This window comes from Furfurilactobacillus rossiae DSM 15814 (genome assembly GCF_000428925.1).
Taxonomy (GTDB): Bacteria; Bacillota; Bacilli; order Lactobacillales; family Lactobacillaceae; genus Furfurilactobacillus; species Furfurilactobacillus rossiae.
Map to the genome: position 1 here is coordinate 427,096 of NZ_AUAW01000001.1, position 21,286 is coordinate 448,381.

General features: G+C 44.2%; 20 protein-coding genes. 4 read left to right on the top strand and 16 right to left on the bottom strand.

Going from position 1 to position 21,286, the window contains the following annotated elements; all coding sequences use genetic code 11:
* Positions 1-89: 89 nt before the first annotated feature.
* Positions 90-266, top strand: a complete 177-nt coding sequence (gene rpmF, locus G400_RS0102135; RefSeq protein WP_017262005.1) for a 50S ribosomal protein L32 — start codon at positions 90-92, stop codon at positions 264-266.
* Positions 267-374 (top strand): putative metal homeostasis protein, encoded by a 108-nt coding sequence (locus G400_RS16385; protein ID WP_017262006.1) that lies wholly within the window; start codon positions 267-269, stop codon positions 372-374.
* Between the two features lie 145 nt (positions 375-519).
* On the opposite strand, the gene G400_RS0102145 is transcribed toward G400_RS16385, so the two are convergent.
* The 5 genes from G400_RS0102145 to rnz all read right to left on the bottom strand — a co-directional run bounded on the left by G400_RS0102145 (position 520) and on the right by rnz (position 5,742).
* Positions 520-1,038 carry an adenine phosphoribosyltransferase gene (locus tag G400_RS0102145; RefSeq protein WP_017262007.1) on the bottom strand — a complete coding sequence of 173 codons (519 nt, stop codon included), beginning with the start codon at positions 1,036-1,038 and terminating at the stop codon, positions 520-522.
* Between the two features lie 20 nt (positions 1,039-1,058).
* Positions 1,059-3,383 (bottom strand): single-stranded-DNA-specific exonuclease RecJ, encoded by a 2,325-nt coding sequence (gene recJ, locus G400_RS0102150; protein ID WP_017262008.1) that lies wholly within the window; start codon positions 3,381-3,383, stop codon positions 1,059-1,061.
* A 124-nt stretch (positions 3,384-3,507) separates the two neighbouring features.
* Positions 3,508-3,882, bottom strand: coding sequence for a lipopolysaccharide assembly protein LapA domain-containing protein (locus G400_RS14265; RefSeq protein ID WP_017262009.1), 375 nt, complete (start codon positions 3,880-3,882; stop codon positions 3,508-3,510).
* The gene (locus G400_RS0102160) at positions 3,879-4,775 is read right to left on the bottom strand and encodes an SDR family NAD(P)-dependent oxidoreductase (RefSeq protein ID WP_017262010.1); all 897 of its coding nucleotides are present in this window, start codon (positions 4,773-4,775) and stop codon (positions 3,879-3,881) included. Before G400_RS0102160 ends, G400_RS14265 begins: the two co-directional genes overlap by 4 nt.
* A 37-nt stretch (positions 4,776-4,812) precedes the next feature.
* The gene (gene rnz / locus G400_RS0102165) at positions 4,813-5,742 is read right to left on the bottom strand and encodes a ribonuclease Z (RefSeq protein ID WP_017262011.1); all 930 of its coding nucleotides are present in this window, start codon (positions 5,740-5,742) and stop codon (positions 4,813-4,815) included.
* Between the two features lie 230 nt (positions 5,743-5,972).
* Between rnz and G400_RS0102170 the strand changes: the two genes are divergently transcribed.
* On the top strand, positions 5,973-6,275 hold the full coding sequence (locus tag G400_RS0102170) for a hypothetical protein (RefSeq protein WP_017262012.1): 303 nt from the start codon (positions 5,973-5,975) through the stop codon (positions 6,273-6,275).
* A gap of 32 nt (positions 6,276-6,307) precedes the next feature.
* On the opposite strand, the gene G400_RS0102175 is transcribed toward G400_RS0102170, so the two are convergent.
* The 6 genes from G400_RS0102175 to G400_RS0102200 form a co-directional block, all read right to left on the bottom strand.
* Entirely contained in the window at positions 6,308-8,233 is a 1,926-nt protein-coding gene (locus G400_RS0102175) for an acyltransferase family protein (RefSeq protein ID WP_017262013.1), read from the bottom strand.
* Positions 8,234-8,286: 53 nt separating this feature from the next.
* Positions 8,287-9,606: a GTPase ObgE gene (gene obgE / locus G400_RS0102180; RefSeq protein ID WP_017262014.1), complete on the bottom strand. Its 1,320-nt coding sequence runs from the start codon at positions 9,604-9,606 to the stop codon at positions 8,287-8,289.
* 261 nt (positions 9,607-9,867) lie between these two features.
* The gene (gene uvrC / locus G400_RS0102185) at positions 9,868-11,709 is read right to left on the bottom strand and encodes an excinuclease ABC subunit UvrC (protein ID WP_017262015.1); all 1,842 of its coding nucleotides are present in this window, start codon (positions 11,707-11,709) and stop codon (positions 9,868-9,870) included.
* A gap of 288 nt (positions 11,710-11,997) precedes the next feature.
* Positions 11,998-13,143, bottom strand: a complete 1,146-nt coding sequence (locus tag G400_RS0102190; protein ID WP_017262016.1) for an ArgE/DapE family deacylase — start codon at positions 13,141-13,143, stop codon at positions 11,998-12,000.
* A 67-nt stretch (positions 13,144-13,210) separates the two neighbouring features.
* Complete coding sequence (locus G400_RS0102195; RefSeq protein WP_017262017.1) at positions 13,211-13,966, bottom strand: amino acid ABC transporter ATP-binding protein; 756 nt, start codon at positions 13,964-13,966, stop codon at positions 13,211-13,213.
* A complete protein-coding gene (locus G400_RS0102200; protein ID WP_017262018.1) occupies positions 13,959-15,449 on the bottom strand; it encodes an ABC transporter substrate-binding protein/permease in 1,491 nt (496 codons plus the stop codon). Before G400_RS0102200 ends, G400_RS0102195 begins: the two co-directional genes overlap by 8 nt.
* Positions 15,450-15,661: 212 nt before the next feature.
* On the opposite strand from G400_RS0102200, the gene G400_RS16420 reads away from it, so the two are divergent.
* Entirely contained in the window at positions 15,662-15,820 is a 159-nt protein-coding gene (locus G400_RS16420) for an SPJ_0845 family protein (protein ID WP_017262019.1), read from the top strand.
* Positions 15,821-15,870: 50 nt separating this feature from the next.
* Here G400_RS16420 and G400_RS0102210 read toward each other — a convergent pair whose 3' ends face one another.
* The 5 genes from G400_RS0102210 to tuf form a co-directional block, all read right to left on the bottom strand.
* Positions 15,871-16,173 carry a nucleoside triphosphate pyrophosphohydrolase family protein gene (locus tag G400_RS0102210; protein ID WP_017262020.1) on the bottom strand — a complete coding sequence of 101 codons (303 nt, stop codon included), beginning with the start codon at positions 16,171-16,173 and terminating at the stop codon, positions 15,871-15,873.
* 35 nt (positions 16,174-16,208) lie between these two features.
* Entirely contained in the window at positions 16,209-16,799 is a 591-nt protein-coding gene (yihA, locus tag G400_RS0102215; RefSeq protein WP_017262021.1) for a ribosome biogenesis GTP-binding protein YihA/YsxC, read from the bottom strand.
* A gap of 190 nt (positions 16,800-16,989) precedes the next feature.
* A complete protein-coding gene (gene clpX / locus G400_RS0102220; RefSeq protein WP_017262022.1) occupies positions 16,990-18,246 on the bottom strand; it encodes an ATP-dependent Clp protease ATP-binding subunit ClpX in 1,257 nt (418 codons plus the stop codon).
* Between the two features lie 184 nt (positions 18,247-18,430).
* Entirely contained in the window at positions 18,431-19,774 is a 1,344-nt protein-coding gene (tig, locus tag G400_RS0102225; RefSeq protein WP_017262023.1) for a trigger factor, read from the bottom strand.
* 219 nt (positions 19,775-19,993) lie between these two features.
* On the bottom strand, positions 19,994-21,181 hold the full coding sequence (tuf, locus tag G400_RS0102230) for an elongation factor Tu (protein ID WP_017262024.1): 1,188 nt from the start codon (positions 21,179-21,181) through the stop codon (positions 19,994-19,996).
* Between the last annotated feature and the right edge of the window lie 105 nt (positions 21,182-21,286).

Genomic DNA, 21,286 nt, shown 5'->3' on the forward strand with positions numbered 1-21,286 from the left:
AAACAAAGTAGTTGACGAAGTTAATGTTTAGTTTATACTGTAAAAAGTAACAATTACCATTTACAATATAAACGAAAGAAGGCTTGATTATGGCCACTCCAGCACGTAAAACATCCAAAACTCGGCGTAACCAACGCCGTGCGGCGCATAAGATCACAGCACCAGCGATCCACTTTGACGCACAAACTGGTGAATACGTGATGAGTCATCACGTTTCTCCCAATGGCTTTTACAATGGCAAACAAATTATAAAAGAGGCAAACTAAATGAAAATAGATCAAAGCACAGCGACCCGAAACCTAAGAAGTCCCAACATCAAGACTCGTAAGAAGGCCCTACAAATCCTTCATAGTCTTAAGAAGAATCATAAGTAATTGATAACGCCGTAAATGAGCAGCAATGTTCATTTACGGCGTTTTTTATACGATGAATTTGCAATATTAAAACAATTGATTACGCTGTCCTGACAATCTCAGAGACTAAAAAGGCGTGACGCGAAACTCCGCCACACCAAACGATTTAATAGTCCATTAAGACTAATGTATCGTAATCTTTTAGTTTGTCTAACCCATGCAAATCCTTCAATTGAAGTAAGAATGCACAACCAACAACAACGCCACCAAGCTGTTCAACAAGCTTGATGGTTGCTTCAATCGTACCACCAGTTGCCAGAATATCATCCGTAACTAATACCCGTTGGCCTGGCTTAATCGCATCCTCATGCATGTATAACGAAGCAGTGCCATATTCCAAAGCATAGTCCGCTTTGATTGTTTTACGTGGCAACTTGCCCTTCTTGCGTGCTGGCGCAAAGCCAATGCCTAATTCATAAGCCACTGGACAGCCGACGATAAAACCACGAGATTCTGGTCCAACGACCATATCAACCTGCTTGTCACGCGCATAATTGACGATGGTATCGGTCGCTTGGTGATATGCAGCGCCGTCACCCATCAACGGTGAGATGTCACGAAACATGATGCCCTTTTCGGGATAATCTGGCACCGTTGCAATGTATTTTGTTAAGTCTAAAGCCAATTTTTACAGCTCCTTTAAGCTTAGCTCATGGCGCCCATCAACCAAGCTTTCAGTTGAGGTGCCTTGGAATAAAGTAATTTTTCTTCAGTATCGATACGTGTCAAACGTTGTCGGTAAGCCGCTGCATCAGTAAGATTTACGTGCGGTGGTTCACTCACCCCATTCATAACGCCAGAGTCTATTTTAACAAATCCCACCTCAAAAAACAGCTGTATCATAAAAATCAATTTGGCGTCATCAATTTGGAGATACTTTGCCAACGTTGGCAACTGATGAGCAATATCAACATTCTGATGACTAGCAACGAACTTAAACAGTTTGCCATACTCTGCACGACTTGGCATACCATCTAAATAGGCTGAATCGTGTTCATAAAAGTAGGCTGTTAATTCATCCGTTTTGATTTGACTCAGCACTTGCTTTAAATCATCCAGATCATCCGGACAATCGACAATAATCAAATGATCACAGCTTGACGGCAGTTCATCACGACCAACACACAAAGACTGCGCCCCTTCTGGCAAATAACTTTGTAATTGATCAACCAACTTCTTGTGGAAAAATAAATAGGTGTCAGGTTGTTCAAACAATGACTTGGCCAGATGATTCGTTCGACTATCTACAATCGTAATACCAGTCACCGAAAAGTCTTTTACCATTACCTGATAAGTTGTCTTCCCCTGCCATGTATTGGCCGACAATGTACCAACAACACTCACATTTTCAGGGTTAGCAGTGACCTGTTCACTCTGATGACCACGCCCAAAAGCGATAGCCGCGACTTGATGCCCCGCTTCATCTGACATCTGAAATTTGAGATGGTTCTTAGCCGCACCCATAGTGCGCACATTGTCTACTAAAGTTGGTTTAAACGCGAATACCGGCTGTGGATTATCCGTTCCAAACGGACCGAGTTCTTGAACTGCACCGTAATCAGCCGCATTAACGTCTGCGAGTGTGATCAGCCCAGCAACAGGCAACTCAGGTTTAGCTGTCAAATCAACCGATTGATCGACACAGGCTTGTTCCAGCGCAGTGGCTAAAGTATCAAGCTGGTCTATCGGACAGGTCAAGCCACACGCCATCGCATGACCACCAAACGCTATCATTTGGTCACGAACAGGATTGATAGCGTTAAACAAATCATAACCTGCAATCGAGCGACCGGAGCCCTTTAACGTCCCTTTTTCTGAATCTTCGCTCATGACTAAGGTTGGTTTGTGCGTGGCCTCAACGATTTTGCTAGCCACAATTCCCAGTACACCTTCATGCCACCCTTTGCCATGAATAATGAGCGTTTTGCGGGCCTGATTGTCCGGTGTCTGCGCCTGTGCCAAGGCATCACCGCTGATATCTTTAACCAGCTGTTGTCGCTTCTCATTTTGGGCGTTAATTTCCGAAGCCAACTCTTCAGCACGCGCATCATCAAACGTAGTTAGCAACTCGACTGCTGGATTGGCATCCCCAAGTCTGCCCAACGCGTTTAAACGCGGCGCAATGCCAAAACCAACGTGCTCTTCATTGATGGTCTGTCCGTCAATACCCGCAGCCTTCATCAATGCAATCAGCCCTGGCCGCTGCGTATTAGCAATTACCTGCAGTCCAAATTTAACGAGCGCATGATTTTCGTCATTTAGTGGCACTAAGTCCGCAATTTCGCCAATAGCAACCAAGTCTAACTCATCGCTTAACTCATCGGCAGTGGCATCTAAGAGCACTTGGGCCACTTTAAAGGCCACCCCAACACCAGATAATCCGCCAAATGGATAATGTCCTTGTGGATGGCGAGGGTGAATAATGGCAGCAGCATTGGGTAATTGCTCTGGTAGCTCATGATGGTCAGTAACGACGACATCAACTCCACGTTTGGCAGCGGCTTCGATTGCCTCATTACCAGCTACCCCATTATCCACTGTGACAAACAGCTGCGTACCAGCATCAATTAGTCGATTAAAAGCTGCTACGTTGGGCCCGTATCCATCCGTGAAACGGTTAGGAATGTATGTGTTCACGTTAGCTCCAAGCTGATCTAAAGCCTCATACATTAACGATGTACTGGTCAAACCGTCAGCGTCGTAATCGCCATATACCGTAATCTGATCACCGGCCTCAACAGCTGACTGAATCCGGGCAACGCCTTTTTCGATATCAAACATTTGGTGTGGATCATGCAGTACATCAATAGTTGGTTTCAGCCACTCGTTGACCTTATCAACAGTGTCTAACCTTCGTGCTAACAACAATCGTGCCATAAAGGGCGAAACATCAAGGTCGTGAGCAAATGTCACGACCTTTTCGTCTGCAACCTGTGGCGCCTGTTGCCAATCGTACTTGGACTCTAGCACAGTCTTTCCTCCTCACCTACGTCTAAATAAATCCACAACTGGAAAGGCGTTTGTTCCCTACATTCAGAAAACAAACACCTTTCCTTAATCACAATAACGATGTTTTCATCTCGCATTACAGAAACTAATTCGCATTGTTTTGTTGACTAAGTTTCTGCTGTAACTGCTCAATGGTCTTGTCTCGATCATCTAAGAGCCCATTAAGCTGTTCATTTTTACTCGTTAATTCTTCATTTTGCTTCTTCAACTGATCATTTTCCGCAGTTGTTTCGCTGTCAGCGCGTTTGCCATTTCGTTTGTCACTGGCATGTGTTCCGGCCGTCACTAACAGTGCAATAATGGCACCAAGCAAAAGTGACACAATGAGAATCAAGATCATCGGCCACTTAACCGTCGCTACACCAAAATGAATGGGTACACTATTTCCGTTCATGACAGCAAAAATTGCGACAAGTAGCACTAGAATCAATCCTGCAATTAAACGCCATTGATTTTTCATTCTGGTGCCTCCGTCGGATCAGTGTCAGTTGAAGGTTCGTCATTTTCAGCACTCAGTTGCATGCGCTTAGGTGCGTGCGGTTTAAATAGCTGTTCGATAACAAAATCACCAACCGTTGGGAACAAATGATAGGCCACTGAGGCTGCGGCAAAATAACGTGGTACAGTAATTTCGCGCACATGATAGCCAATGGTATCAACCAGTCGTTCAGCTACCAGTTGAGGCGTCACAGTGAAGTTGGCAACTTTTGACAAGTAGTCGCCGTCTTGATCTGCGATATTGAAGAAGTTGGTCGCAACAGGACCTGGATTGACGGTCGTCACCTGAATGCCAAACGGCCGTAACTCTTGCCGTAACACATCACTGTAACCGACAACGGCCGTTTTTGTCGCTGTGTAAACCGCAGCCTTCGGCGTCGGAATCTTTGCAGCCACGGAAGCAATGTTAATGATTGCCCCATAATGTTTATCGATCATGTCGCTGGCTAGCTGACGCGTAATGTAGATCAAGCCAAGCACGTTGACCCGAAACATCCGGTCTGTTACCTCAGGATCAGTATCAACTGCTGGCTCCATGTCACCAAAACCGGCAGCATTAATGACAACATCTACTGCACCCACTTCATGGCGAACCTGACTCAAAGTCTTGTCGATAGCCGCTGGATTAGCGACATCCAGCGCAAACGCAAAGGCTGGCCGGCCAGAATACAACATGCACTGTTGAGCAACCTGATTTAACTTCAACTCATTACGGGCAACCAAAACCACGATTGCCCCGCGACGAGCAACTTCAAAGGCGGCCGCTTGCCCAATTCCGGAAGATGCGCCAGTAATTAAAACAATCCGATTCTTCAAATCACGCAGTTCTTTTAATCGACTTGATAAGTTCATCATTAGCACTCACCTCAACTGCCGTAACTATTTGTACGGTTTATTTTTTAAACGGGATATCAATGACGTCAAAGTCCCGAACAACCTTTGAATTGGCAAACGTTGCGCGAGCCTGACGCTCTAATTCTTTAGCACCACGTCCATTATAACGCGCCGAAATGTGATTCATCAGTAATCGGCCTACGTGGGCGTCATGGGCTACCTGAGCAGCCTGTTCGCTAGTTGAATGATAATAGTTACGCGCCAGTTTACTTTCGTTTGCCGCAAACGTACTTTCATGAACCAGCACATCCGCATCCTGCGCTAATTCTGTCGCTCGCCGTGTCTTACGTGTATCACCCAAAATTGTCACAATTCGGCCCTTTTGAGAGGGACCGATGAAGTCCTTACCATTGAGTGTTCGCCCATCTGGTAAAGAAACGGTTTTACCAGCCTTCAACTGACCATATACCGGTCCGGATGGCACTTTGGCCGCGGCTAGTTTGTCCACGAGCAATTCACCTTGGTGATCTTTTTCAACAATTCGGTAGCCAAAACTCACAATTTTGTGATCTAACCGTTTGCATGAAACTGTGAAGGTTGCGTCATCAAAAATAACACCATCCCCACTGAGCTCCACAAACTTCAAAGGATACGTCAACGCAGACTCGGACAACCGCAAACTTGTCTGAACATATTCCTTAATCCCTCTAGGTCCGTAAATCGTCAATGGCTCATTGCCACCCTGAAACGAACGTGAGCTCAGCAAACCCGGCAACCCAAATAAGTGGTCACCATGTAGATGCGTAATAAAAATCTTTTCAATTTTGCGTGGCTTCAACGTTGTATTTAAAATTTGATGTTGGGTGCCTTCACCACAATCAAATAACCAAACTGCATTACGCTCATCCAACAAACGGAGTGCAAGACTCGACACATTGCGCGCTTTAGCCGGTGAACCGGCACCAGTACCTAAAAATTCAATCTCCATAACTATTCTTCTACCTAATCCCTATATAAAAGTATTTACTATATTATTAATGAGTTCACACATCTTTATGAGTTCCTAAATAAGAACGATGACACAGTAGTCAACATTCAGTTCGCATTCAATTCTACTGAATTTGAGGCCAAAAAACAATCGTCACCAACCGCCACTATGGTAAGCTGAACTGTAATAAAATGACTGTTAATAAATAGTCAGAAAGGACCACCAAACCGATGCGCTTAGTCGATTTTAAATTTTCCACCGCCGATTACGACATGCAGCGACCCTTATTTGTTGCTGTTGATGGCAATCCACAACCAGTAGTAAGCTTAACCAAATCTCCGACAGATCATCGCTTAATACTGGACCTAGACTTAACCCATGCTGGTCGACCACTAACGCTAGATGCATTCATGACTAGAACGCAAAAGCTCCCGGGCAGTTGGCGAATTGCGGCTCAAGCCGCAATTGCGTCACCGACAACCCGTGAGCTATTTGGTTATCGTCTGATTGACGAAAAAATTATGTTTATGTGACACTTACTTTGGTTCAACGATTATGTTGAGCCCTATTTTTTTGGTGAAATACTTTTTTGAACGACCGTATTTGTCACCAATCGTGTATAGGCAATACTACCTTGTGGGTTGGGATGGACATGGTCCGGGCCAAACCAACTTGGTTGATCATGACTAGCACCATACCAATCAACAAGATAAACCTGCTTAGACCGTTTGGCATTTATCGCAATTAAATCGTTAACCTGATTTTGCCATGTTTTCGTCGGTACCATTGTATTGACCCAAAAGACTTTCCGTTTTGGACCTACCGCTTTCAACACATTGTCAATTTGTGTTTGTGTTAATGGCGAATTTGTTCCCAGGTTGATTAAAACCGTCGACGCCAGTAAATGGCGTTTTTTTAGTGATTGAATCACTGACGGCGCTTCCCAAACCTGACGGCCAACCTTAGCGTCTACATAGGCGTGCCCAAACACTTGTTGCAAGCTGTCCGCATTATCCACCAGCACCGAGTCACCCACCGCCGTTAGCGATATGTGCTGTGCCGACAGCATTGTCGCTGGCTGAAGATCAAAGGCCTTGGCGAGCTTCTTTTGCTGAGCAGACAATTGCTTATTGGCCTTTTGGTTCGTTTGGGCTGTAGCTTTCTCAGAAGCATCAAATGCACCCTTTTGAGCAGCCACTTCACGATTCTTTTTAGCCGTCTGTTTCCCGGCCGCTTTGATGTGTTTAGTGACAGCATCGACGGGGGGCTTCTTGCGAGGTGTTGCTTGAGCATACCCAACCATAGTTATCAGTGATGCGAGAACAAGCACCGCGCTCGTAATCACTTCGCGCGGATACTGCCGCCAAGTCTTTGGTGCTTTGACCATCGCCCACCAAGATGTAAAACGTCCATGAGCAATTGGTTGTTCAATAAATCGATAGGATAACTCGGCTAACAGTAGGATCAATACCAATTCCGCCAACGCATTAAGCACAGTATGTTGAGCAATGTTGACGACCCGTTGCTCATAAAAAATCATGACCGGAAACTGATACAGGTAAATGCCGTAACTGCGTTTGCCAACCCAGTTGAATACAGGATTGGTCAACCATTTATTCCAACTGGCCCCAGGATGAACAATAACGGCTATCATCGCAGTCGCAAAAATGGAAAACAAGAACATCCCACCACGATACGTGAAAGATGATGTTCCTGTCATCACCCAGTACAGAATAAACATGACTAACAGGCTAATACCACCGACCCAATTTAACAATCGCTGACCAGCAGCGTGTAGATTTGCATTTAGATGATTGGCTGGCCAAACTGCCGCTAACGCTGCCCCCATCAAGATTGAAAAGGCCCGCGTGTCCGTGCCATAGTATACCCGGTTGACCTGATTAGCGTCTTTAAAAAGGACTGCCATTAAAAGTGCCGATATGACAGCGCCAACCATCAGTGCACCGGCCACGCGTGACCGGCGTTTGAACAGTTTCACAAGTCCCCAAATAATAAAGGGCCAGAAAAGATAAAACTGACCTTCAATAGACAACGTCCACAAATGGGTGAAAGGCGACTCACCGTTGAAACGATCGAAGTATGACTGACCATGATTGATTTCGAACCAGTTATAAACGTACAGCAAGTTGGTGACAATGGTTCCCCGCAAACCAACCAATAGATTACGGGCAAACAACGTGATGTACGTGCTGGTTAAGGCCAACATCGCTACCAAGGCCGGATACAATCGTTGAATCCGCCGTTTGTAAAAATGGTTAACCGCTAGCGAAGTTCCTTTATTAATTAAGTTCAAAAAACTATCAGTTACCAGGTAACCTGTTAACCCAAAGAAAATGGGCACACCCAGAAAACCACCTGGAAGTGCCGCTGGTAACAAGTGATAAGCGATCACACCTAATACTGCAAGTGTCCGCAAACCATCTATACCTGTTATGTAACGCCGATGACTCGACGTTTTTGCTGTTTGCATCTGTTAAACCCCTACCCGTTTTCACGAACAAATGACCGTATTACTAGATTCAGCTACTCAACAAAATCGAAAGTGAAGTCCAAAATTTGGACCGTATCGCCATCCTGTGCACCCGCTTCTCGCAACGCGTCATCCACGCCCATTGTCCGCAGTTGACGGGCAAAACGGACCATACTTTGTTCATGTTGTGTATTCGTCATCTTAAATAAGCGTTCAATCTTGTCACCGGTCAATAACCAGATGCCGTCATCCGTGTGCTGAACTTCAAACGCAGGCTTTTCGTCATCTTGATATTGATACATAACACCAAGATCTTCATCCGCTTGCGGAACAAATGCCGGTGTTTGGTCAAGTAGCGTCGCCGTGGCTTGAATTAATGGTTTTAACCCTTCGTGAGAAACGGAAGAAATCGCCATTACAGTTGGCTTCGTTGACAATGAGTCGTCTTCGGCCAAAGCAGTTTTAAAGGCTTCAAAACGTTCTGCCGCCCCTGGAAGATCCATCTTAGTAGCGACCACAATCTGAGGCCGATCTAACAGGCTGGCATCATAATTGCCCAATTCCTTGTTAATCGCATGAAAGGCATCAATCGGGGCCATCGCATTTTCTTCATCAAGGAAATCATCGCCAGCCATTGCCACTAAATGTAATAAGACCCGCGTCCGTTCCACATGTCGAAGAAATTGAAAACCGAGGCCAACACCATCGCTCGCACCTTCAATCAGACCTGGTAAATCAGCCATAACAAAGTCCCGACCATCATCCAAACGGACCATCCCAATATTAGGATCGATCGTTGTGAAATGATAAGCGGCAATTTTAGGCTTTGCATTTGTAATAACAGACATCAATGTCGATTTCCCGACAGATGGAAAACCAACTAAGCCAACATCGGCCAATAATTGCAATTCCAGACCAATACGTAGTTCCTGACCTGGTTCACCATTTTCAGCGATTTCTGGGGCAGGATTTTTGGGTGTAGCAAACTTCATGTTGCCACGACCGCCACGGCCACCCTTGGCAATGACAAGTTCTTGACCTGGTTCAGTTAAATCACCCAGCACTTCGTCTGTGTCAAGGTTTCGCACGATGGTTCCACCTGGGACCTTAACGTACAAATCAGCTGCTGATCGACCTGTCATCCCCTTGGTCATCCCGTTGCCACCGTGTTTAGCCTTATAGTGTCGGTTATACCGAAAGTCCATTAATGTCCGTAAGCCTTCGTCAACGACCATGATGACACTACCACCATGTCCGCCATCGCCACCGAAAGGACCACCGTTAGCGACAAATTTTTCACGTCTAAATGAAACGATCCCGTTACCACCGTTTCCTGCTTTTACTTCAATTGTTGCTTTATCGACAAATGCCATTTGTGTTTCTCCATAATTTCTTGGTTTCTATATCAATGTGGCGACCAGTTATGCATCCCACAATCGTCTATCTTCGAACAATTCGCTCATCCCATTGTACAGTGCAATACACGCTCGGTCAAAAAACAATTCTGCATTTAGTCACTATCTTGTTAACATGATTCTTCGAATGCAAACGTCATGCTAACTTCGCCAAACATAAACGAAAAGGACGTTGCTCCCATCTGTCTGAAAGCAACGTCCTTAACCTACTCAAATGAGTTAAATTGTTTGCTGACGGTCTAGATAACTTAACGACTGTTGGGCTTCACCGGTAACCATTGCCGCCACAGCCACGTGGACAGTTTGTGCAACCGTTTCTGACAATCCTAATTCGTGCAGATCACTAACTGGAGCAGCAGCAATCTTCTTCAGAGAACCGTACTTTTTCAATAGTTTTGCGCGCGTTTTTGGTCCCACACCCTGAATTTGATCCAAACGTGAGCTTAATGAATTCTTATTGTGCAGTTGACGGTGGAACGTGATGGCAAACCGGTGCACTTCATCTTGAATTCGTTGTAACAAATAGAAGCCTTGTGACTTAGGATCCAGATTTAGATGCTCGTCATCCTCGCCAAACATTAGATCTGCTGTCCGGTGATGGTCATTTTTAACCATCCCAGCGACTGGAATGTCCAAGCCAAGCTCATTTTCTAGAACATCCTTAGCCGCGTTCATTTGAATTGCACCACCATCCATCAGAATTAAATCTGGCATATCTGTATGCTCTTTAAGCAGACGTGTGTAACGCCGACGAATGACTTCCATCGTGCTGGCTGTTTCATCAGCGTGATCCACCGTGCGTAACTTATACTTGCGATATAACTTCTTATTTGGTCGACCATTTTCGAAAACAACCATTGCTGAAACTAAATCAGCACCCTGTTCATGAGAATGGTCAAAAGCTTCAATTTTAGAAACGGGTGGTAACCCCAGAGCATCCGCAATTTCTTGCATGGCACCCGTGGTCTTGTGTTCGTCTAACTCTAACAAACGGAATTTTTCTTCCAACACCAGTCGGGCGTTCTTGCCCGCCATTTCCATCAGATCGCGACGAACGCCACGTTGAGGAACGTTAACTGGAACATTCAGTACATCTTCAATAGATTCCCGGGTGTCCTCGTCAATACTGCTGGGCACCAAAATTTCTCTTGGCAACACAGCATTCTTTCGATTGTAAAACTGCATGATAAACGTTTGCATTTCCTCTGGTGCCGTTGAAACAACTGGGAACAATCGTTTTTCCCGTTTCATCAAACGTGCTTGCCGCACAAAGAAAACCTGAATGGACAGCCATCCCTTGTCCAGATAGAAATTAAAGATGTCCCGTGGGGTCTGATCGTTGCTGATAATCTTTTGCTTTTCAACTGTTACGTCGATGTAGTGCAACTGATCACGTAGGTCAGCGGCCCGCTCAAATTCCAAACTGGCTGCCGCCTCTTTCATTTGTGTTTGCAAATGTTTGATAACTCGTGCGGTATTACCGTTTAAAAACGATTTAATGCGTTTGATCTGCTCATCGTACGCGCTCTCGGGAACTTCTTTAAAGCAGGCCCCCAAACACTGCCCCATGTGATAGTACAAGCATGGTCGCCCTTGATAACCAGAACAACGACGCAATGGATAGACTTTTTGTAAGAAATGTAGTGTTTCTTCGGCCGCGTAAACATTGGGATACGGTCCAAAATAATAGCCACCGTCGTGCTTAACATCGTTTGCGATGATGATTCGCGGATCACGTTCATGCGTAATTTTAATATACGGGTAACCTGTGCCCCGCTTCAACTTAATATTGTAGTATGGCTGATGTTTTTGAATTAGCGTGATTTCAAGCAAAAAAGCTTCCTTGTCAGTCGACGTCACAATCGTCTCAAAGTCCACAATGTGAGCTACTAACTGGGCAGTTTTGCCTTCGTGACTGCTCTTAAAGTAGGAACGTACACGGTTTTTCAAATTCTTGGCCTTGCCGACATAAATAATCTTTCCGTTAATGTCCTTCATCAGGTAACAACCAGGCATTGGCGGTAGAAACGTTAATTTATGCTCAATGTGTTCTGATGCCACAAAACTGCCTCCGTTCTCGTAAAATCGTAGTTAAATTATAACGCATGAACGCGTGTTCGCAAAATAAAAGAGCGTCCGTTTGAAACACGTCTGGTTAGACGTCCCAGCTATTCTGTTCAAAGAAACTGGGACATAACACTGACTTTTGCTCATTTAACGCGAATAAGGCATTCATGGGAAAAACCCCCATAAACGCCTTATTCACGTTACCTGAGAAAGCCAAAACGTGTTATGTCCCGCTCTCTTACCTTGTTAATAATAGTTTTGAACTTATTTTTGTCTGGCAACCTATTCTTCTGTTTGTGCCCAAAACGCTTCCGCTAAGGCTCGATAGAAATGGCACCCAGTCAAATAGTCATCAATGGCCACGTTTTCGTTCACTTGATGGTCGGTTGTTCCTGCTGCAGGGCCGACGATAACGATTGGCAACTGCCCTGCCTTCGTGTATTCCGAGGCATCTGTCGCACCCGTCCCCGCAGTTAACTCACCACCCCGATGAATAGTGTTTTTCAAAACGGCCTGTGTGATTTCTGCTAATTTAGTGCCAGCCTGTGAGGGTAATGGTGGCTCAGGATAACTATAACTGATACTTAATTTAGCGCCCGCCTTGTTTAACGACTCAATAATGTCTTCTAACTGGGCCATGACCTCATCGTTTGGATAGGCTGGAATTGTTCGGATGTTACCGGTTAGCCAAGCATTTGCTGGCACTGAGTTAATCTGCTCGCCGCCGCCAATCTGGCTAATCACATGCGTTAGCCCGCCTAATACATCGTCTCGTTTATTGTTTGCTGCCATCACTGACTCAGCTTGTTCAGCAAATTTCAGTAGTGGCGTAATTGCATTGACGCCTTGATCAGGACGTGATGAATGGGAGCCCTTGCCCAGAGAGGTAACCTTATAGTCAATAACACCCTTGTGTGTCACCTTGATGTCAAACGCACTGGGCTCACCAATAACCAGTCCGTCCAAGTCATTAGCATACCCTTGTTGGGTCAACTGAGCAGCACCATACTCACCTGTTTCCTCACCGACTGAAGCTAACAAACGAAGACGACCAGGCAGCGGTTGTTTTGATTTTAATAGATCTAGTATTGCGACCACCTGTGCAGCTAAACCAGATTTCATATCGCTGGCGCCACGGCCATAAACATTGCCCTGATCAATTGTGCCGGCAAATGGTGGAAAAGTCCAATCTGCTTCATTGCCAGCCGCAACCACATCCTCATGGCCTGAGAAGCCTAGTAGTGGCCCATGATCACCAATTGTAATAACTAAATTATCACGGCCTGGCGCAAACGTGACACGTTCAATGTGAGCCGGCAAGTCCTTAAATAGGCCAGCCAAATAGTCAGCAACTTCTGATTCACGATCATTAACCGACGGAATCGCAATCAAATCCGTTAAAATCTTTAATGCAGCAGCGTCTTCCATGTTTGCCTCCAAGATTATCTCTCATGATTAAGAAAAACTGAATCATCGACAGTTTGAAACCTGACGTTTATGCCTCAAGAATTTTGGCAAGAAAGTCCTTTGCCCGGTCAGTTTCAGGATGTTCAAAGAATGTTTTAGGTTCAGCGGACTCTTGAATATAGCCGTCCGCCATGAACCAAACTTTATCGGCCACATTACGGGCAAAACCCATTTCATGCGTGACAACTACCATTGTCATCCCTTCACTGGCAAGATCCTGCATTACTTTTAATACCTCACCAACCATTTCAGGATCAAGTGCAGATGTTGGCTCATCGAACAACATTACCTTAGGATTCATGGCTAGTGCCCGCGCAATGGCGACCCGTTGTTGCTGTCCACCAGATAAACTGGCTGGAAAAGCATCGGCCTTATTTTCCAAACCAACCTGTTTCAACAGCTTTTCTGCCGTCGCGGTCGCCGTTGCATCGTCTTCGCCCTTAACTTTAACTGGCGCCAGCTTAATGTTTTCGATAACTGTTTTATGCGGAAACAGGTTAAAGCTCTGAAACACCATCCCCATGTTTTCACGTGTCTTGTCTAGCTGTTTATCGTCTAATTTAGTTAAGTCCTGACCTTCAAACAAAACCTCACCAGAGGTCGGTTGGTCTAACATGTTTAAACAACGTAAAAAGGTACTTTTACCAGCCCCAGATGGGCCAATCAAGCAAATCACCTGACCATTACTAACCTGCTCGTTAATATCTTTCAAGACCTCGTTTTTGCCGAATACCTTTTTCAGATGTTTCACTTCTAGCACTGGCGTCGCCGTTTCGTTATTCATGTGTCATTCTCCCTTCAAAGAACTTCATCAGCCGTGATAGGCCAAACGTCATAATAAAGTACAAAATCATGGTAATCAGTAATGGCATAACCCCACGATAAGTATCTGCCTGAACAATTCGTGACTGATAGATTAAATCCTTAACCCCAATAATGGAAACAATTGAACTTTCCTTGATCAAGGAAACAAACTCATTCCCTAATGCTGGCCAAATGTTCTTCATCGCTTGTGGCAGGATGATAAACCGCATCGTCATCGACCTTGATAATCCGAGTGAGCGAGACGCTTCCGTTTGACCAACGGCAATAGAGCTGATCCCAGAACGGATAACTTCAGCAACGTACGCCCCAGAATTCAATGAAACTGCGATAATCCCGGAAAGTAGTGCCGGAATGTTAACCACGAGGCCTAAGCCAAAGTAGATAAACAGAATCTGAACCATCAGTGGCGTGCCCCGCACAAACTCAATGTAACTTACTGAAATACCATTAGCAATCTTGTTCTTGCTTAAACGCATTAGGGCTAACAAAGTGCCTAACAAAAATCCAATGACAACAGACACTGCCGAAATCATTAGCGTGTAGCCGACCCCAGCAACGAAGAAATCTTTGTAGGCCCACATTGAGTTTGCTGCCTTAGCCGATTTGGACTTACCTGTCGCCAGGTATTTTCCAGCATTTGGCAAATATTGTTTATGAATCAAATTTTTCGCTTTGATTTCGGCGATTGATTTATTTGCGGAATTAACCAAAGACTGAGCACCCTTGGGAAAAGCAATGGCTGATCCTTGTTCGCCTTCGTCTTTAAAGTGAGCGTTAATGGCGACCAAGCCATCAGTATTCTTGGCATACGCCTCAGCAGTTGGCTGATCCAAAGCAATTGCATCAATTTTATTCGTTTGCAGTGCAAGAATTAAATCGGTGTCCTTGTCCATTCCCTTCAGCGTTGACTTGGTGGCTTGGTTCTTGACCAAGTTGTACTGAATGGAGCCGGTTTGCGCACCGATTGCTTTTCCTGCTAACGATTTATAACTCTTGATCGTCTTTAAATCGCTTTTCTTGATAACTAGGTCTTCGCCGGCCTTGTAGTAAACGTTACTAAAGTCGACACTCTTAGCCCGTTTAGGTGTCTTGCTCATTCCTGCGATGACCATATCAACTTTACCAGTCTGGAGTGCGACCAATAATGAATCAAAATCCATCCGGCGAATAACTAATTTCACGCCCATATCATGGGCAACCTTTTTGGAAATTTCCATGTCCATCCCGACAACTTTTGACTTGCCGTTGATATTTTTTGTAAATTCGTAAGGTGGAAAATCAGGACTTGTCCCAACGACCAGCTCCCCCTTCGCCTTCACTTTACTCAAGTACTGGTCAGTTGCTGGTGTATTGCTGTCCGCCTTGGTGTTCATATTACCGGTTACACCCAAGGTCACGACAATCGTCACGACCAGAAGTAACCACTTTGCAAATTTTTTCATCTATTTCGCCCCTCGTATCAAGTTTTACAATGTAAATGAGTATACGATTAGATGAAATAATATGCAACTATTTTGTAAAAATAATTAGTTTTATGCATTATTTCTGAGTATATGCAGGTAATAGTGAATAAAATTTGCACATTTTCGTTTTTAAGCAAAATCTGCTACAATTAGCCCAACTTAGTTTTTAAATTTGGAGAGGAGCAATTCACATGGGTTTAACTTTCAAACGGCAAACAGACTTAGATAAACTGTTTGACCAATTTGCTGTCGATCCTGATGATATTAAGGACCCGAACAAAACGCCACTAAAGCGCGAGCATTTAAAAGACGAAGCAAAAAAAGATGATAAAAAGAAAGCCGACAAGTAAGCCTTGTCGCAAAAAAACAACCAGCGTAAAATCGCTGGTTGTTTTTTATCCTATTCCCACTTTGCATGTTGTGGATCTGGATAACGATCATTTAATTCTTCAATGTTCTTTTTGGCAACTTCTTCAAAATCAATGTTGGCCCACTCAGCTATTTGAGATAGATACCAAAGTGTGTCGCCAAGCTCATGTGTTAATTTTTCTTTATCAAGTGGACGACCTTGAAAAGTATAACGTTGCACTAGGTCAACCACCTGACCGGCCTCATTAGCCACCCCGAGGGTGATATTTGTTAGCACTTGTTCGTTTCCGAATAATGTCCGCTTAGCTTCTTTTTGATACTCATTAAATTCCATTCTGTTCACTCTTCCCGTTCTAACTTTTACCTGACTTAAGCTAACCCAGCCTGCTGTTCAATCCAGTTCCAAACCGCGTCTTTACCTTGTTTGGTCTCCGCAGAAAACTGAATATAAGCATCGTCTGGCGTCATATTAAGCCCCTTGCGAATGCGACTTTCAGCTTGATTCCATTTACCGCGGGCAATTTTATCCGACTTGGTCGCCACGACGAGCATCGGAATATTATAATAGTTCAACCATTCATGCATACTGATATCATCATCTGAAGGATCATGACGCGCATCCACTAGTAAAATCACACCGCGCAATCGATCCCGGGTACTCAGATACGTTTCGATCATTTGACCGAATTTTTCTCGAGCAGTTTTAGAAACTTTGGCAAATCCGTATCCCGGCACATCCACAAAGTAAACGGTAGATTCAACATTATAAAAATTGAGAGTTTGTGTTTTCCCTGGTTGACTTGAAGTTCGGGCATACGCCTTACGGTTAATTAAAGTATTAATCAACGATGACTTGCCCACGTTTGAACGACCGGCGAGCGCAACCTCTGGTAAAGATCCTTTGGGGTATTGTTTTGGTGCCACCGCGCTGATTGTTAGCTCGACATCATGCACTTCCATGTAAGAACGCTCCTTTATCGTGACCTGACCCTTTAATTGGTCACACGCTTTATAATTCAATGTGTCTATCATAGCATAGCAAACCCTGAATTTTGTGACGTTTTAATGACGTTAACCGGTGGTTTAAACAAAAAATGACGTCAGCCCGCAAGCTAACGCCATTCCTCTTCAACGCATTATTTTCGTAAGACTATGAGGCCTTTTCACTCTTTAAAACAAGATCTGGTTGTGCATGCTTAGTGACCGTTTCTTTAGTAATGGCCACTTTTTCGACATCGTCTCGACTTGGTAAGTCAAACATGATGTCTCGCATAACTTCTTCCATAATTGACCGTAAACCACGAGCACCTGTATCACGTGCAATGGCCAACTTTGCCATTTCTCGCAGCGCTGGATGCGTAAATTCGAGCTTTACGCCATCCAAACCAATGAGCTTCGTGTACTGTTTGACCAGTGCATTCTTCGGTTCCGTTAAAATGCGAACCAAATCATCTTCATCTAGCTTTTCCAGTGCTGTAAGAATTGGTAAACGACCAATAAATTCTGGAATCAAACCAAATTCCAACAGGTCTTCAGGAATCACATGTTGCATGATGTCCTTATCAGTCATGTTGGCTACTTCATCCTTATTGGCAGAATCGGTACCGAAACCAATCGTCTTTTCACCCAAACGGTTCTTCACGATGTTTTCGATGCCGTCAAACGCACCACCGACAATAAACAAAATATTCGTGGTGTCAATTTGAATAAACTCCTGTTGTGGATGCTTGCGGCCACCCTGTGGTGGAACATTGGCAATCGTACCTTCCAAAATCTTCAGCAAGGCTTGTTGAACACCTTCACCCGACACATCACGAGTAATAGAGACGTTTTCACTCTTTTTAGCAATCTTGTCGATTTCATCGATGTAAACAATCCCATGCTGGGCCCGTTCAACATCGTAGTCTGCATTTTGCAGCAACTTCAACAAAATATTCTCAACGTCTTCACCAACGTAACCGGCTTCAGTTAAAGTCGTCGCATCGGCAATCGCAAATGGAACATTCAGAATTTTGGCCAAACTTTGCGCCAGGTAAGTTTTACCTGAACCAGTTGGTCCGATAATACTGATATTACTCTTTTGCAATTCCGTACCATCGTCTTCCGTACTCAAATCATTAATCCGTTTGTAGTGGTTGTAAACAGCAACTGATAAAGTACGCTTGGCTTCGCTCTGACCAATTACATACTGGTCCAACGTTTTAACAATTTCTGCTGGTGTTGGCACATCCAACACTTGGCTAGCAGCATCTTCAGCAAATTCTTCGTCAATAATTTCTTTACACAGATCAATACATTCGTTACAAATGTATACGCCAGGTCCGGCAACAATCTTCTTTACTTGATCTTGTGACTTTCCACAAAATGAGCAAGTTACTGGACCATTAGGATCGGTATTATCAAACATTAGCACCCTCGCTCTCTTTTAATCCTAGGCCGTCCATAAATTACATGGCACCTAAACTAGGAACATAATAGCAAATAATTAGAAAAACAGCTAATGACTTGCACTATTCTGTCGTTGACACAAAAGTGAGTAACCATTACTGGTCACTCACTTTCTGTAGGACAGTTATTAATGTAAGACGATATTACTTATCTTCTTTTTCGTCGTCAGACTTCTTAGCAGCTGCCTTTTTGGTTTCCTGCTTAGCATTGTCAGCAATTAAGTCAACAGCCTTCTTAATGGCAATATCGTGCTTCAACATGTCAGGTGTCAAAGCAGAACGAACTGCTGATTCTTCCATGTTGTATTGGCCAGCAAGGTTCTTAACTTCACCGTCAACATCTTTGTCAGTTGCTTCGATCTTTTCAGCATCAACAACAGCTTCTAAAACAAGGTTAGTCTTAACACGACGTTCTGCATCAGGAGCAAATTGCTTGTGCAAGTCGTCTTCAGTAGTACCTGTAATCTTGTAGTAAGTTTCAGGGTTGATCCCTTGTTGAGCCATTTGAGCCAAGTACTGGTCCATTTGACGGTGAATATCTTCATCCATCATGGCGTCAGGAATCTTGCCGCCGATAACTTCAGCGTTGTCAACAGCCGCATTGATAGCAGCATCTTCAACAGCATCGTGAGCGGCCGTCTTCTTTTCTTCCTTCAAACGGTCTTTAGTCTTAGCCTTTAATTCTTCAAGACTGTCAACGTCTTCGTCAACATCCTTGGCGAATTCATCATCTAAATCAGGCAATTCCTTAGTCTTAACTTCGTGAATCTTAACATCGAAGATAGCTTCTTTACCTTGCAAGTCTTTTGCTTGGTAATCCTTAGGGAACGTAACCTTAACTTGAACATCTTCATCAGCCTTGTGACCGATTAACTGATCTTCAAAACCAGGGATAAATGAGTTCGAACCTAATTCAAGGCTGTAGTTGTCGGCTTTACCACCATCGAAGTGGTTACCATCAACTGAACCGTCAAAGTCGATAACAACAGTATCGCCCTTTTCAGCGGCCTTGCCTTCTTTAAGCACCAATTCAGCTTGCTGTTGACGCATTTTTTCAAGTTCTTCATTAACTTGTTTAGCGGTAACAGTGGTGGATTGCTTAGGCACAGTAACACCCTTGTATTCACCCAACTTGATTTCTGGGGCAACAGTAACGTCAGCCTTCAAAACCCAGTCCTTACCTTTTTCCATACTCTTTACATCAACTTGTGGTTGATCAACTGGTGTAATGCCAGCTTCTTCAACAGCTTTTGAGTAAGCGTCTGGCAAAACGATGTTCAACGCATCATTGTAAAGTGATTCTTCACCGTACATCTGGTTAAAGATAGCGCGAGGAACTTTGCCCTTACGGAATCCAGGTACGTTTAATTGTTTCCGAGTTTTAGTGAAGGCTTGATCCAAACCCTTTTGGATCGTCTCGTTAGCGATTGAGAAAGTCAACTCGCCTTGGTTGCCTTCTTTTTTAGCAAATTCTGCTTTAGCGACCATTAAAAAATTCCTCCAGTTGAAGTTTGTCACCAAACTTCTGATAAATTGCATACGCCTAATAGTGTAACGTAACCACCCGCGAAAGTAAATAAATGTGCTAAAAAACACGTGTATCGAGAGGGATTAACTAGGATTATGTATAAAAAAAGTGCCTAGCCTAAGCTAAGCACTCGTGAATGTCATTAACTGACACTGATGAACATTTAGACAAAGTCTAAATTAGTCATCGATTTCAGAAACAACACCGGCACCAACAGTGTGTCCACCTTCACGAACAGTGAACTTAGTACCCTTTTCAATGGCAGCTGGTTCGATAAGTTCAACAGTGAACGTAACGTTATCACCAGGCATAACCATTTCAACGCCATCAGGCAATTCGATAACACCAGTGATATCAGTGGTGTGGAAGTAGAATTGTGGACGGTAGTTTGAGAAGAATGGTGTATGACGACCACCTTCGTCTTTTGTCAGGATATAAACTTCACCCTTGAACTTTTTGTGCGTCTGGATTGAACCAGGAGCAGCAAGCACTTGACCACGGACAACTTGTTCACGGTCAATACCACGTAGCAAAGCACCAACGTTATCGCCGGCTTCACCTAAGTCAAGAGTCTTACGGAACATTTCAAGACCAGTAACAGTAGTCTTCAAAGTTTCGTCACGTAAACCAACGATTTCAACTTCGTCACCGACCTTGATAGTACCACGATCGATACGACCTGAAGCAACAGTACCACGACCAGTGATCGTAAATACGTCTTCAACAGGCATCAAGAAAGGCTTGTCCATGTCACGGTCTGGAGTTGGGATGTATTCATCAACAACGTCCATTAAGTGTAAGATAACCTTTTCTTGTTCTGGGTCGCCTTCCAAAGCCTTCAAAGCTGAACCACGGATAACAGGAATGTCGTCACCAGGGAAATCGTATTCGGAAAGTAATTCCCGAACTTCCATTTCAACAAGGTCAACTAATTCGTCATCGTCAACTAAGTCAGTCTTGTTTAAGAAGACAACGATATAGTTAACACCAACCTGACGAGCTAACAGAATGTGTTCACGCGTCTGTGGCATAGGACCATCAGTTGCGGCAACAACCAAGATAGCACCGTCCATTTGAGCGGCACCAGTGATCATGTTCTTAACGTAGTCCGCGTGTCCAGGAGCATCAATATGTGCATAGTGACGCTTTTCTGTTTCGTATTCAACGTGGGCAGTGTTGATCGTAATACCACGTTCACGTTCTTCAGGGGCAGCATCGATAGAAGCGTAATCTTGTTCCTTAGCTAATCCCTTTTCTGCTAATACCTTAGTAATAGCAGCAGTTAAAGTAGTCTTCCCATGGTCAACGTGGCCAATAGTACCAATGTTAACGTGGGGCTTAGTTCTTTCATAATGTTCTTTAGCCAAAATGAAAACCTCCAGTGTGTGATAGAAGAATGTCAGGTATGCCCTGACAAGTCTTTATAAAATAGTATACTACATCCTCGGTTGAGAACAAAATGAAAACACTGA

Coding starts and splice junctions, on each gene's coding strand:
- G400_RS16385 (WP_017262006.1), top strand. CDS start 267: ATGAAAATAGATCAAAGCACAGCGACCCGAAACCTAAGAAGTCCCAAC.
- rnz (WP_017262011.1), bottom strand. CDS start 5,742: ATGGAGATTGAATTTTTAGGTACTGGTGCCGGTTCACCGGCTAAAGCG.
- G400_RS0102160 (WP_017262010.1), bottom strand. CDS start 4,775: ATGATGAACTTATCAAGTCGATTAAAAGAACTGCGTGATTTGAAGAAT.
- rpmF (WP_017262005.1), top strand. CDS start 90: ATGGCCACTCCAGCACGTAAAACATCCAAAACTCGGCGTAACCAACGC.
- clpX (WP_017262022.1), bottom strand. CDS start 18,246: ATGTTTGATAATACCGATCCTAATGGTCCAGTAACTTGCTCATTTTGT.
- G400_RS0102210 (WP_017262020.1), bottom strand. CDS start 16,173: ATGGAATTTAATGAGTATCAAAAAGAAGCTAAGCGGACATTATTCGGA.
- G400_RS0102175 (WP_017262013.1), bottom strand. CDS start 8,233: ATGCAAACAGCAAAAACGTCGAGTCATCGGCGTTACATAACAGGTATA.
- G400_RS0102170 (WP_017262012.1), top strand. CDS start 5,973: ATGCGCTTAGTCGATTTTAAATTTTCCACCGCCGATTACGACATGCAG.
- G400_RS16420 (WP_017262019.1), top strand. CDS start 15,662: ATGGGTTTAACTTTCAAACGGCAAACAGACTTAGATAAACTGTTTGAC.
- G400_RS0102190 (WP_017262016.1), bottom strand. CDS start 13,143: ATGGAAGACGCTGCTGCATTAAAGATTTTAACGGATTTGATTGCGATT.
- yihA (WP_017262021.1), bottom strand. CDS start 16,799: ATGGAAGTGCATGATGTCGAGCTAACAATCAGCGCGGTGGCACCAAAA.
- G400_RS0102195 (WP_017262017.1), bottom strand. CDS start 13,966: ATGAATAACGAAACGGCGACGCCAGTGCTAGAAGTGAAACATCTGAAA.
- G400_RS0102200 (WP_017262018.1), bottom strand. CDS start 15,449: ATGAAAAAATTTGCAAAGTGGTTACTTCTGGTCGTGACGATTGTCGTG.
- tig (WP_017262023.1), bottom strand. CDS start 19,774: ATGGTCGCTAAAGCAGAATTTGCTAAAAAAGAAGGCAACCAAGGCGAG.
- obgE (WP_017262014.1), bottom strand. CDS start 9,606: ATGGCATTTGTCGATAAAGCAACAATTGAAGTAAAAGCAGGAAACGGT.
- G400_RS14265 (WP_017262009.1), bottom strand. CDS start 3,882: ATGAAAAATCAATGGCGTTTAATTGCAGGATTGATTCTAGTGCTACTT.